Origin of the sequence: Paenarthrobacter sp. PH39-S1, assembly GCF_030063245.1 — a bacterium.
Classification (GTDB): domain Bacteria; phylum Actinomycetota; class Actinomycetes; order Actinomycetales; family Micrococcaceae; genus Arthrobacter_M.
The window spans coordinates 79,760-93,342 of sequence record NZ_JASISR010000014.1 but is presented as its reverse complement, the minus strand read 5'-3'; the positions used below and the strand labels follow the sequence as shown (position 1 = coordinate 93,342).

8 protein-coding genes and 1 pseudogene are annotated in these 13,583 nt (G+C 57.7%); 5 read left to right on the top strand and 4 right to left on the bottom strand.

The window, feature by feature from the left end; all coding sequences use genetic code 11:
• Nucleotides 1–11 precede the first annotated feature (11 nt).
• From QMG52_RS10840 to QMG52_RS10825, 4 genes and pseudogenes are all read left to right on the top strand, one after another.
• Nucleotides 12–1,064 (top strand): XcbB/CpsF family capsular polysaccharide biosynthesis protein, encoded by a 1,053-nt coding sequence (locus QMG52_RS10840; protein ID WP_283560417.1) that lies wholly within the window; start codon nt 12–14, stop codon nt 1,062–1,064.
• Between the two features lie 133 nt (nt 1,065–1,197).
• The gene (locus QMG52_RS10835) at nt 1,198–2,136 is read left to right on the top strand and encodes a GT-D fold domain-containing glycosyltransferase (RefSeq protein ID WP_283560416.1); all 939 of its coding nucleotides are present in this window, start codon (nt 1,198–1,200) and stop codon (nt 2,134–2,136) included.
• Between the two features lie 145 nt (nt 2,137–2,281).
• Nucleotides 2,282–3,361 carry a putative transposase gene (locus QMG52_RS10830; RefSeq protein WP_349361693.1) on the top strand — a complete coding sequence of 360 codons (1,080 nt, stop codon included), beginning with the start codon at nt 2,282–2,284 and terminating at the stop codon, nt 3,359–3,361.
• A gap of 34 nt (nt 3,362–3,395) precedes the next feature.
• Nucleotides 3,396–3,941, top strand: a pseudogene (locus QMG52_RS10825) (IS30 family transposase); the annotation flags it as partial.
• 23 nt (nt 3,942–3,964) lie between these two features.
• Here the strand turns inward: QMG52_RS10825 and QMG52_RS10820 are convergent.
• Nucleotides 3,965–6,220 carry a fibronectin type III domain-containing protein gene (locus QMG52_RS10820; RefSeq protein WP_283560414.1) on the bottom strand — a complete coding sequence of 752 codons (2,256 nt, stop codon included), beginning with the start codon at nt 6,218–6,220 and terminating at the stop codon, nt 3,965–3,967.
• Between the two features lie 1,126 nt (nt 6,221–7,346).
• Between QMG52_RS10820 and QMG52_RS10815 the strand changes: the two genes are divergently transcribed.
• Nucleotides 7,347–8,699 carry an endonuclease/exonuclease/phosphatase family protein gene (locus QMG52_RS10815; RefSeq protein WP_283560413.1) on the top strand — a complete coding sequence of 451 codons (1,353 nt, stop codon included), beginning with the start codon at nt 7,347–7,349 and terminating at the stop codon, nt 8,697–8,699.
• A 129-nt stretch (nt 8,700–8,828) separates the two neighbouring features.
• Here the strand turns inward: QMG52_RS10815 and QMG52_RS10810 are convergent, their stop codons facing one another.
• From QMG52_RS10810 to wecC, 3 genes are all read right to left on the bottom strand, one after another.
• Nucleotides 8,829–10,250: a glycosyltransferase gene (locus QMG52_RS10810; protein ID WP_283560412.1), complete on the bottom strand. Its 1,422-nt coding sequence runs from the start codon at nt 10,248–10,250 to the stop codon at nt 8,829–8,831.
• Between the two features lie 132 nt (nt 10,251–10,382).
• Entirely contained in the window at nt 10,383–12,254 is a 1,872-nt protein-coding gene (locus QMG52_RS10805; RefSeq protein ID WP_283560411.1) for a glycosyltransferase, read from the bottom strand.
• Nucleotides 12,255–12,332: 78 nt separating this feature from the next.
• Nucleotides 12,333–13,580 (bottom strand): UDP-N-acetyl-D-mannosamine dehydrogenase, encoded by a 1,248-nt coding sequence (wecC, locus tag QMG52_RS10800; RefSeq protein WP_502920503.1) that lies wholly within the window; start codon nt 13,578–13,580, stop codon nt 12,333–12,335.
• Nucleotides 13,581–13,583 lie beyond the last annotated feature (3 nt).

The following is a 13,583-nucleotide window of genomic DNA, read 5'->3' as shown; positions in this document are numbered from 1 at the left end:
ATTAGCACCAGATGAACGAAATTAGATTCAGCTTAGCTGATAGCTCTGAGACCCTCTTGAATAGTATCGGGTCCTTGGATTCAACAACAAATTACATTGAGATTGGTCATGCACATTTAGGCAAGAGCGATGAAAGCTTGCTCGATATTGCCCGCCGGGACCTGGAGGTGAAACAAGTGGTTTCACGCCTGGCGATGAACGGTTTTTACGTTTATAGAATTACCGAAAGTAGCAGTCGGCTCGTTCGCGATGACGTAATCGCAGCGCTCTGGCACCGCGTCAAGGAAGGGGAATTTACTGTCAATGACGATAATGTGGTCTTTTCATATACCGCTCCGGCGTTATTGTCATCATCTCCTCGTCTGCTGGTAATATTTTCGTCCATGAGCGCGCCCATTTATAAGCCTAACCTAATGAGATATTTTGAGCAGAATTTCCGCACGGCGCAAAAGTATATGCCGCAGGATACTGCGATCTTGCGCATTGCGGATATCGGAGGTGTCGTTGGTGCGTTCTATCTAGATACTGCTCGTGATCCGGGGAATACGAAGAGAATACAGCGATTAATTACGGAAACCGCCCTCAACAACGAAATTGCGTTAAGCGATGTACTCCTATACGGTGCATCCAAAGGGGGAACGGGTGCTCTATATCATGGTCTCACCGGCGGTTTCAAGACTGTCGCCGTTGATCCAATCGTTTCTGACGAATATTACTTGCACCGGTATAACGACTCGCACTTCACTGCAGATGGGGTTTTCAACGAGCCCAAAGACGCTGTATTTAAACGGCTTGTAAATAGAAACATCGAATCCGACTCGCGTCTTACGGGCGAACCCACTACCGCTTCGGTAATTTATTCCGAAAGATCTCCCCAGTATTCTGCGATTGAGACCATACTTGCCTCGCAGCTAAGTGGCCGGCTTGCATTCTTTAATTGTATTAATCCGAAAATTCAAGATCATCCCGACGTCAGTCCGAATTCGCTCAATACGGCGACAATGTTGATGAATATGATGTTTTACAATCAGCAATTGAATCCGGGGGTGCGCAGAGTTATCTAGTGAATTCGGTCCGAACCTCAACGGGTCGCCCTTATGACCAGCATCTGGGTCACAGGCCGCTTGACCTTGGATGGTCATTCCCCGGTTTCCCCCGCGGTCTGGTTCGGTACATTTAATCAGTTTACGATATTGCTTGGGAGAAGATATGCTAATTGAGCCAGACGCAGTGGCCCTTTTGAGTTCCATAAATGTTAACCTAGATAAAGCGGTTCAACTGCTCGCAAAACAGTCGAAGATTATTGAGGATCAGTCTCGCAACATTGCGAAGCTACAATCCGAGTCGTGGGAACAAGCCCGAATGCTGGAAGTCATCGGGCGCATCGAAATGCAGGACGTGCTTGTGGAGGTCAGGCATCACATCCAGTCCAGGCAGATGTCAATGATGGAGACCGTTAACGAACTAGCTGCGGGGAAATCTATCGCAAGGTGGGGGGACGGCGAGATTAAGCTAATGCTGCAACCGGAGTTTGATCTGATGTTCCAGAAGTCGTCTCCTCAGTTGGCCTCCGACCTACGGGCGCTTATGATCGGTTACGACTCCGTTTCGTCCGATCTCCTCCTGGCGTTGCCGACGGTTTACACCACCCGCCTATGGATGGGTATTTGGGCGGAGAACTGGCACAAACTGAAACCGGTTCTCCAGGCCTCGACGTCACGCTGGGCTAATACGCACATATCCCGCCCACCGTTCTTCCAGCGTCATGGTCGCGACGCTGTCGACGCTTGGAGGAAGGTTTGGGACGGCAAAAGGGTGTGCGTGGTTGCGGGTAAAGGATCAAGATTTGAGATGATTCCGGAGCTGTTCGACAACGTGGCAAGCGTCGTGAGGATAGACTCGGAGCCAACCGACGCCTATCCAACGTTGGAGGACCTGAAGCTGCGACTGGACTCACTTGCAGACGTGGATATTTTTCTAATCGCCTTGGGGCCCTCAGGCACCGTTCTAGCCGGCTACCTTGCTTCCGAAGTTGGGGGTCGCCGACAAGCCGTGGATATAGGGCACTTGGCGTCGAGTTACCTTAACGTATTTCGTGGCGGTCGAATGCCCGAACAGCTGCCCACTCGGAATTAGTCCACCTCAATTAGGGCGATGTCCACGAAAACTGTGCCTTGTCCTGTCTTAGTCGCACTCGTTCGTCGGGCAGACTTGGCGGATAGGGTGGGCCTTTCTTCGCTGCCCAAGGCCGTGAATTAGGCTCGGGGACGACGCTTGCCTGATGATCTCGGGGTGGGACCGTTTCCATGGGTGTAGGCGCATTGCCGGTGCGGATAGGAAGCGGGCCCGTCCGCTCTGGTCCCCTGCACTGTTCAAACACATGGCGGAGAACGGGTTTGACGTGCTCACCTGGCGCAAAGGCGCCACCGAAAACATCAACGAGAACCTGTTCGCACCCGTCACCCACGCTGACGGGCACGGTGAAACCAGGACCTGGATGGCCGCGGACACGTCCGTTGACCTGCCCCTGGCCAGGACCGGGGAAGCCTTCCGCATGCGCCAGATCAGCCCCACCGTGCCCGCCACCGGCGGCGGCACCCGGCAGATCCACATCCTCAGCACCAACACCGAAATACCCGCCGGGGAGGTGATCTACCGGATGGGGTCCCGCTGGCGGCAGGAAAACTACTTCCGCTACGCCCGCATCCATTTCGACCTCGATTCCCACGACGCCTACACCAGCACCGATGACGACCCCGACCGCTCGGTGCCCAACCCCGCTAAAAAGAAGGCCTACCAGAAAGTCCTTGCCGCCCGGACCCACTACGCCCAGGTACTGGCCGACACGGACGCCGCGATGCTGGACCCGAGAACCCCGGACCCGGGAACCGGGGAAGTTCTGATCACCAACGCGATGCAGAACGCTGTCAACGCCCCGCTTTCGGACACCGGGGCCGCCCTCGACCGGGCCGAAACCGTGCACAAGGAAATCCCCGCCAGAATACCGTTGGGGGAACTCGCCCCCGGCCAGCAGGTCCTGGACACCGACGTCAAGCTGATCACCCACGCGATCCGGATGGCAGCCTTCAACACCGCCACCACCCTCGCCCGTGAAATCCGCACGAACACCGGTTACGCCCGCGCAACAGAGGAAGCCCACACCCTCACCCGACAGGCGCTCACCAACAGCGCAGACATCGACACCACCACCCCCGGCTACCTGACCATCCGGCTGGACCCACTACCAACAGCCCGAGCCACCATGGCGATCGCCGAACTCTGCCAGCAACTCACCAGCACGCAGACGCAATACCCCGGCACCGAGCTCATCCTGCGCTACGACATCAAAAACCGTACCTGAGACCCACCCGCATTAACTCACCGTCAGGAGCCCTGAGCGCACGCAACGTAAATCCCGCAAGCCGCTGGGTGAGCGTACGGGCGGGCGGATCATAGGCATGGTCAGCATCGATGCACGACCAGAAGAAGCCTCAGATCGCCGTGTTCCTGGATCGTGGGAGGGGGATTTGGTCGTCCTGGTGAAGAGCCTGATTATGCTGGGCCTGCCCGATGGCAAGAAGGCCGCCGGACTCGCCGACGTCCTCATCGATCGGGTCAATAATCTCCCGGCGCTGATGCGCGGTTCTTTGACCTGGGATCAGGGTACGGAGATGGCCCGCCACGCCCAGCTGACCGTGGCCACGGACCTTCCCGCGTACTTCGCCCACCCACACTCACCATGCGAGAGGCCGTCCAATGAGAACACCAACGGACTGATCCGGGAGTACCTCCCCAAGGGGATCGAGCTGACCAGCCACCAGCCCTATCTGGACGCCATCGCGGACGAACTGAACGACCGTCCCCGCGCCGTCCTAGGATTCCTCACACCACGAGAAGTCTTCACCAAACGGCTCAACGACAATGTTGCTACGACGGCTTGACACCGCCAAGCGCTCTTTTTAGATTACGGCAAACCAACTTTCGCCACGATCATATTATGGTCGGATGGAAATGTCCCAACGTAATTCCCCGCTGCGTCGAGATTCGCGACGGTTTCCCACTCGCCCACCCGCATCTTCGAGGTGAAAATGTAGTCAATGTACGTGCCATTGGCTGCTGGATTTTGGTTGGCGCGCGGTGTGTATTCCAGCCCATTCCAACTGTTCAGGTCGGTGTGGATCCGGTGCTCTGCAGTCGCCGCCATGCTGGGGAACTCCTGCAGGTAGTCGTTTCCGAGGGGGTCGATGAGGCCAGCCGCGGTGAAGGCGTCGTATGGTGCGTTTGACGGTTCGCGCCACTTACTGGAATTCAAGTCACCCGTCATTAATACCGGCAGAGCATCCGTATTCTCATTCTTGATGATGTCTACAATTGCGTCCGCCTGCTGCTTGCGAAGTTCGTAGTAACCGTCCGCTTGGCCCGACAACAGGTGGGTATCTGCGAAGAAGAACAATTTTCCCGTGTTTTTCTGCTTCGCAACCGCCCAAGCGAGGTAGCGCTGGTTTTCGGAAATGCTACCCATCGGCAAGGCCTTCGAGCCCGATCGAAGTATCTCGACGGTATCGGGATTGTAAAAGATCCGCGTTCCCTGTGATGCACCTTGATCGGCGTAAACGCATTCTGTCGGCGTAGTCGAGTTGACGCAGTTATTGCGCTTGTCATTAGTGGGCGCATAATGGGCTCCCGCTGTGTTCAGGCGCTGCAACAAATCCTCGAATTGGGAGATCCCGCCCTTGTAGCCTGGTTCATTGAGCCAGGCTTGAGATGCCTCCTGGATGCCGACGATGTCCGGCATTTTCGATTTGATGGTGTCGACGACGGCTCCCCGACGGTCTGCCCACGGCAGCGCATTCGGATTGTCTTCGTCCTCTGCCACGCAATTGGCACACATAATGTTGTAGCTCGCGACCGTCAGGGGATTGACCAGCTCCGGTGGGGCCGGCGGTTCCGCTTTAGTTGTCACCGCGAGTACGGGAGTGTAACTGCTGAGAGCGTCCCCGGCCTCGTCAATCACCCTGACCTGGAAGTAATAGGTGGACAGCGGGCTTAGCCCCCGCATCTCCGCAGATGCCACACCGGCGTACCGGTGCCACGTGGCATCGGACATGTCAGGACGCGTAGCGACGGCGACCCGGTACTGGGGCGCATTGGGGACAGCGTTCCAAGACAAGTTTGCGGTTCTATAGGTGGCAGTTGCCGTAAATTCACTTGGAGTCGGATAAGGATCCACCGGCGTGGTAAACGAGACTGCCGGGGAATAGCCGCTCAGGTTCTCACCTGCTGCTCCAATGACTCGGACCCGGGCGAAGTAGACCGTTTCTGGCTTGAGTCCGGTGATAGTCCCTGACGCTCCTGTGAAGCGAGTAAACCCGGAATCACTCATGTCCGACTTGCTGTACACCTGCACCCGGTATCCGGGGGCGTTAGCTACGGGATTCCACGAGACACTGATCGAGCTGTGGCTGGTTACCGAGGTGTTGAGACCGCTCGGCACCGCAAACGCTGGAGCCGCAGCCGTCGTCACCGTGATAGGCGCCGAATACCCCGTCAAATTCACCGAACCATCAGCACTAATCCCCCGAATCCGAAACTGATACGCCGTAGACTTCACCAACCCAGCAATGACCGCCGACGGAGTCTCAAACCGATAAAACACCGAATCACTCATATCGGCCTTGCTATACACCTGTATCCGATACCGCGGCACATTTGCCGACGCAACCCAGACCAAACTAATCGACTGATCCGTTTGCCCCGTCGACTTCAACCCCGCCGGCACCGCAAACGCTGGAGCCGCAGCCGTCGTCACCGTGATAGGCGCCGAATACCCCGTCAGATTCACGGAACCGTCAGCACTGATCCCCCGAATCCGAAACTGATACGCCGTACTCTTCACCAGACCACGAATCTCCGCCGCCGGATCAGTGAACCGGTAAAACACCGAATCACTCATGTCCGCCTTGCTGTACACCTGCACCCGGTAACGCGGCACATTCGCCGACGCAACCCAGGCCAAACTAATCGACTGATCCGTCTGCCCCGTCGACTTCAACCCCACCGGCACCGCATACGCCGGAGCCGCAATGGTTTCGCCCTGCAGGGCGCCGCCACTTAGCGCGTTGGCTTGCGGTGCCGCTATCAAAATGGGCAATATGAGGGCCAGGGCGGCGACAAAGAGCGGCCCTTTCCGAGGGCGAATATGGCGGTGGGAGATATTCATCTGAGACCTTGCGTTCGAGCAGGACAGACTGGCGCTTAGTAGTGCTTGGTCTGTTGGCGAGACTTCCATGCTGAACTATCGGCAGCTGATGAAGATTCGTTACCTGCACGTCCGCATTATCCAACGCTCTCCCGTCGTCTGCCGAAATACACGGCAGATCATCCCGTCAGGCCGGGGCGACAATGTCGAGGGACGTGGAAGTTGCTATGTCACCCGCATAGGCCGTGAGTGAGTACCTGCCCGCTTGCATACTCAAGGGAACAAAGACCAGGACAGACACCGTGCCGTTTTCATCCGCGCTGACAACCAGCGGCTGGCCAACGGGCTGGGGTTGAAATTGGTCCGCTTCCGCGCTTGTGTCTTTGCCGCTAATTGTGGGCTGAAACTGGAGTTCGACCTTCGCGTTGGGCTCATATCCGGCTCCCCGGATTTTCCAAGTCTTGCCAGCTTCCCATACAGGGTATTCCGGTGTCAGCGCATCGTCGTCGTACTGCCTAACCGTCCGGTCGGGGTGGCGCGTCGGGTCCCAGGAACCGGCGGTTGCTCCGGCAGACGCAATACTTGGCCCATCCGTCGGGGGTATCGTGCTGGCGGTCCCGTCCGTCGGGGGTATCGTGCTGGCCGTCCCATTCGCTTGGGCCCCTGCGCTAGCGATCGCCAAACCGTTGGCGCTGGGCACCGGCGACGTCCCAGAGGTGGTTGTCCCCGGAGGCGTAGCCGCCGAACAAGAACTGGTCAGGACAACGGCGGACAGCGCGAGACCCAGAACAATAAATTTCTGTTTCAATAGTCAACCTCTCAACTGCGACCATCAACGGGGTATGGAAAGTCATGGGCCCAGCCTGAGCCTCCGCAACCATCCAGCCCGGCCTGAGGCTCACAAGGAGCTCCTGACGAGCCTCCCGCTCAGCAATGAGCGCTCGGTACAGAGTAATGCGTCCATCCCGCGGTTGTTCCTGGATCCGCCCTAGCCCGGATATGAAGTTGATCACATCCCGTCGTTGCCGATTTGTAATATTACGTCCGGCCTGAAAGACTGTGGCGTCCCTATGCAACAATGTTGCCTACTCGCGCCTTTTAAATGGTCTCAGTAACCTTTAGAAGGGTTAATTACCCTAAGGTATAGATGCAAACGAACAAACACGGGGTCCGTTTCGGCGGTCGAATAATCGCCGCGTTCATTATCGCAGCGATGCTCCTTCTCATAACAGGGACATCCCATGCCAATGCCGCCACGGCGGCGCCGTCCGGACTCAAGTTATCTTCAAAGACTAGTACATCAATATCCATTTCATGGAATTCGGTCAGCGGCGCGAGCCGCTATCGCGTCCAGTATTCGACCAAACCAGACTTTTCCGAGTCAGCTTACAACCGATTCACGGCTGTATCAGCGGATATTGGCGGGCTTGCATCTAACACTACCTATTACCTACGTGTTAGGGCAATTTCAGCCGACGGCAGCACTAACCTCACTGACTACTCTGCGGCCATTTCGGCCAAGACGGACGCCGCAGCGGCCCTTGCGCCGGTAAGCAGTCCGCTTTCTGTGGCGAGTTACAATGTGAAATGTGCCAATTGTTTTGCGGGCGCGGCGAATGAGCTGCCGTGGGCGGACCGGAGGGCAGCAGTCGTCAGCACCATACAATCCCAGATGCCGGATGTGATCGGAGTCCAGGAGGCCTCTCAAGGATGGCTCAAGGATGACGCCCGGCCGGGCGGCGTGTCGCAGTTTGAGGACCTACAGGAACGCCTCCAGGCGGCCGGCACGGTCTACAAGCTGACAAACACGAAACGCAACAACTGCGTCAAAGACACGACGCCGACCAACTGCGTTTATGCCGATCAGGGCGCCTCCCAGGGAACCAAACTTCTCTTCAACTCAGCGACTGTGGATCTTGTGAGCCAGGGATCGGTGGCGCTACCTTCCATCAACCAAACTGACAATGCGCGTTATTTCGCGTGGGGAATCTTCACACAGAAATCGACGAACAAGAAGTTCTTCGTTGGCGATGCCCATCTGGACCCGGGCGGCGGCACCGACTACCAGAATGTACGAACCGCGCAAACTCAGGCTATAACTGCGGAAATCAATAAACGAAACACGGAAAATCTGCCCGTCCTGGTGACTGGGGACTTCAATTCCCATAAGTGGACTGCTCCAACTAACGCTCCCTACGACGTCATGACTGCGGCGGGCTACATCGATCCACTGGGCAACACTTATGCTTCGGATGTGCCTAGCGGGGCAGCAACGGCAGAGAAGACTGTCGGCGCAAACTACGACAGTTTCAACGCCTTCAAGCGCCAGGTGAACGCACGGAATGCCGACGGCAATGGAACGTATTTGGACTACATCTTCACATCCAAAATGCGCGTCGCTGAGTGGCGGACGGTTGTGAACGCCGATTCGAATGGCAATTTCGTGGGGACTATTCCTTCCGATCACAACATGATCCGGGCAACGGTACAGCTCCCATAGAGCAATAGCGCGAGGAAAGGGCGGCTTCGCAGTCATGTGACCGCGGGGCCGCCCTTTCTATTGCTGATGGCGACACTGCGTCGCGGAGGAGGTTTCGCTGAAACTTCTTTCAGAAAGCAGCTTAATGCTTTACCCTGCAGCTTTCGCGCTCCTCCGTGAATTCGCTGCAGCGATAGCCGTCAGTTTTATGTCCACTGCCGCCTGCATAACTCTGCCCCACTGTGCTGTTACTGAGCGGTCGTTGAACTGCTCAGCAGTTTGCCGGGCCTGTTGGCGCATGTTCTCGAGCTGTTCGGGGTCCAGTCTGCTTTGCCGGTTGATGCTGTCCGCGAGGGCCGCTACGTCCCCGGCCTTGACCAGAAATCCGTTCACGCCGTCGACAATGATGTCGGCCGGTCCGTACGGCATATCGTAGGCGATGGGGATGCAGCCGACGCTCATCGCTTCCAAAAGAACCAACGGCAGTCCCTCCATTCGGCTGGTCAGAAGTACGAAAGAAGCGCTCTCCAGCCGCTTCCTCGGCTCGTCGTCATAGCCGGCAAGCTCAACGCAGTCCTGCATGTTGGCCTGGGAGATAACCCCGGTCAGTGCATCACGCTCGGGTCCCTGCCCGTAGATAGTCAATTGAAAAGGCTCTGCCGATACGGCGTTGGCCGCGGCGATCCCCCGGATTGCATGGTCGACCCGCTTCCGTCTGGTCAGACTGGCAAGCATGACCCCATGATGTTGCATTCGGTCCACCGAGGTTGGAAGAGCCGGGGGCAGCTCCGTGCTGTTGGGCACCACAAACGTATTGTCGGGGCCATCGAAAGCGATGTCCACGTCTTCTTTTTGTCGGGCGGTCAGCAACACGATCCCGTCATAGGTATTCAGCCGCTCAAAGACGTACCGCCGGACCGAGCTGAGCTCCCCATGGGGTGGGACCTGGCCGGATGCCATATGCGAATTGTGAACCATGTGCAGAGTCACCACATGATCCCTGCGGAACCGAGTGATGAAGTTAGCGGTGGACTTGCTGTCAACGATCATGTAGGTCTCCCGCGCTCCGGTCACGGTGTCCAGCCAGAACAGGTAGAGCGGCCACATCTGGTTCCAGGCAGCGACGGGATGACCCCCGTTGTCGCAGAGTGTGATGCGGCGGCCCCCCTCAGTTCCAAATTCGTTCAGGTCCCGTTGATCTGAGACAAAGATTGTGCCGTCAGGACGAAGATAATCGATTTGGAGGGTGCCCTGGCCCGCTGCGTCTTCCCGGATCCTGCGACCGAGTGCATCCGGAGTGATTTCCTCTTTCGAGATCTCAGCCTCTGGTATCGGGCGGAAAATTCCTTTAACGTCTTTCCCCGATTGGGCCGTATGCAGCTCTTCGTCAGAATACGTGGCGAGCTCTTCCCATAGGTTGCGCAGACGCATCCCTGAAATTAGTTCGCCGGATGCCTCCAGCTCACAGCGGACGTCGTCATAGCCGTTGTCGTACTCAAAGGTCAGGACATCGACGTCGACTCCGCTCTCGCGGACAAAAGCCCGCGAACGGCGAAGAAGGGCGCTGGTCATTCCTCCGAAGTCTGTGGGTATTCCCCACGTAACGGCGCAGTGGTATCCGCTCGGGAGCAATGGGAGGGACTGACTTTCATTATTTGCTGCGGGCATTGCGTCATTACACCTGTCTGGTAGCGTCGTCATGTTTCAGGCGAAGCTGATGCTCATGTTGCCGTGGGCTGTGGCGTAGAAGCGGGGAGCTGCCCCCACCTCCGCCAACGGCATACGTCTCACCTTTGTGGTCCCCTGAAGCCGCGTTTCCAAGAATACATCTACGGTTTGTCCGGCTACGGTCTCGAGGATTCTCGGCTCGAAGACGAAGCCCAAGGAATAGGTATCGGGGGCTACTCTCCGTTGGCTTGAGGCTGCTACCCGAAAAAAAGCCTCCCCCGGTCTGATTCGGATCCGGCAGAAAAACCTGGGGCTGCCTTCCAGAGATGACGCTTCGACCAGTTCGACGTGCACATGGGCTCTCACCTCCAGCTCTCCGCCGGCGCGGTATTCGCAAGCCGATGTGGATATTTCCGTCTTGTATCGGGGCTGATTAATCCGCTTGCGGGTTACAGCATGGGTTATGGCCGCTCCCCAAAGCTTTACGACATTAGCATCCGAGAAGTCAGTAGCCCTCTTTTGCGCAGCCGCCCGCATCTGCTGAATTCGTTCCTCGGGCAACGAGGCAAAGTCGGAAATGCACTTTGCCAGTGCATCAATGTCTCCGTATTCCACCAGGAATCCGTCGACGCCATCAGTGATGATGGAAGCCGGGCCGTAGCGGAGATCATAGACAATGGGAATACACCCGGCCGCCATGCTTTCCACGATAACCAGTCCGAAAGCCTCAGAAGTACTCGTCAGGAGCGAGAAGGACGCACCTCGGAAATGCTGCTGAGCGTTAGGGACGTGCCCCATCAATTTCACGTCTCCCGCTGCATCAAGTTCGACAAGCAGCTGCTCCAAATTGGCGCGTTGCGACCCGTCACCGTAAATCCGAAGTTGGACCTTGTCAGCGAGGTTTTTGTTGGCCAAATGAACCGCTTTGATGGCGTGATCGACACGTTTCCTGTGGCTGAGGGTCGCCGCCTGGATGCCGAGCCGGGGGCTTCGCCCGGCTTCATTCCCTCCGTAGACATCGGTGGACCGGCCATTCGGCACGATGTAAGTCTTGCCTGTATCGGCGCATCTTTTATGGACGTCAACGGCCTGCTGCTCCGTCAGGTAAACGACGCCGTCGAAGGAGTCCAATCGGGGGAAAACTTCCTCGGCCGACGGCGTCAACTCCGATGAAAACTCGCCAGTGCTGGATTTGAGGTGATTTTCGTGAATCTGGTACATGACCACCGCGTTCTCACGGCGGTAGCTCGCCATGAACCGGGCAGTATTTTTGTTGTCCACGATGAAATATGCTGTGCTGTCGGAAATCAGGTAGTCCAACCAAGAACGGTATAGTCCCCACGCGGAACCCCATTCCTGGATCGGTAAACCATCAAGGCCGCACATTATCAGGGACCGTCCGCCATGGACACCGGCCTGCTTCACGTCATGGCGATCAGACAAAAGTAGCGATCCGTCGGAACGGAAGTGATCCATTTGGAGCAGCGTGACTCCGTCCTCTGCATAACGGGCAATACGCTTGTGAGGTCCGTCCAGTTCCACCCAGTCCGTGGCGGTTTCCCGTGGCAAGGGAGAAAAGGCACTGAAGACTTCGTCCTCCGCGGCGGAATCGCTGGCCTTTCCTCCGGAGTCGGCAGCAACGGCCATGGCGGGCAGATCCTCCCAAAGGTTCAAAACACGGGTATCTTCGCGCAAGTACCCGCGTTCCTTCAGTACGCCGCGGATCTGTGAGTAGTCCCGAAAGTCATCGAAGGTAAGGATGTCAACCGGCGATCCCCCTTCGGAGGCGAAAGACCGGGAACGGTGCAGCATGGCGTTGGTCCGCCCTGCAAACTCAGTCGGTAGGCTCCAGGTAACGGAAAAGTGCCGTCCGGGCGGCAGGACACGTGGGCCTTGATCAACGTTCAATTTTTTCCTAACGGTATATAAGTCAATTTGAGTCTTGTGGATCCAGGTACAGGCCGGGGACGGCACCCCGGCTCACAGTCAACGCCAGAAGCCTCGGGTGTCTATTACGTGCTTCCCCGCCAGGCTCTCCGGCTGAATATCCCGGAATTTGTCGTGGCCCACCAGCAGCACCACTATCTGGGCGGCGCCGACAGCGGCATCGGTCTGGGCCACTGTCACGTTCCCCAGGACGGCCAGCTCCTGCGGGAGGTGGCCCTCGTGGGGTGCCGCCACCAGAATCGTGGCTTCCGGGCGGTTCAGTGCTACCTCCCGGACGATATTCACGGCCGGCGACTGCCGGACGTCGTCGATGTTGGCTTTGAAGGCCAGACCAAGGCAGGCGATAACCGGTTTGTCGAATTCCTTCGCCGCCCGGAGGACCTGTTCCACGACGTATCCGGGCTTGCTGTCGTTGATTTCGCGCGCCGTCCGGATGAGCGTCGCATCTTCCGGGTCAGCCGCCACGATAAACCAGGGGTCGACCGCTATACAGTGTCCGCCGACGCCGGGACCCGGCTGCAGAATATTGACGCGCGGATGATGGTTAGCCAGCCGGATAAGTTCCCACACATCAATGGACAGATTGTCACTGATGACAGACAGCTCGTTGGCGAACGCGATGTTCACGTCGCGGTAGGCGTTTTCCACCAGCTTGGTCATCTCCGCCGTTGCCGCATCGGTCAGGTGGATCTCGCCCTTGCAGAACACCGTGTACAGGGCCGCCGCGGCTTCGGCTGCTTCCGGCGTCAGGCCCCCCACCACGCGGTCGTTGGTGACCAGTTCAATCATGATGCGGCCCGGCAGCACCCGTTCCGGGCAGTGGGCCACCAGGACCATCGGCTTTCCCTGGCTGCCGTCGATGCTCAAATCCGGTCGGAGTTCCAGGATGCACTCGGCCAGCCGTCGCGTACTGCCGGGCGGTGATGTTGATTCGAGGATGACCAGCTCGCCACCGCGCAGCTGCGGGGCTATTCCTCTGGCCGCGGCGTCAATGTAGGCCATATCGGGGGATTTGTCCGTTTTGAACGGTGTCGGCACGGCTACGATATAGGCGTCCGCGTGCGGCGTCTCGGCCTGTGCCCGCAGGCGTCCCTGGCTGACCGCGCCGGCAACATGGATGCTCAGGTCCGGTTCCACGAAGGGGACATCCCCATTGTTGACCGCGGTGACGGTGGAAGGATTCACGTCCACGCCGATGACTTCCAAACCGTTCGTGGCGAGGATGGCCGCCGTGGGCAGTCCAATATAGCCAAGGCCGACGACGACGACGGTACTAATGGGGGTCACCAC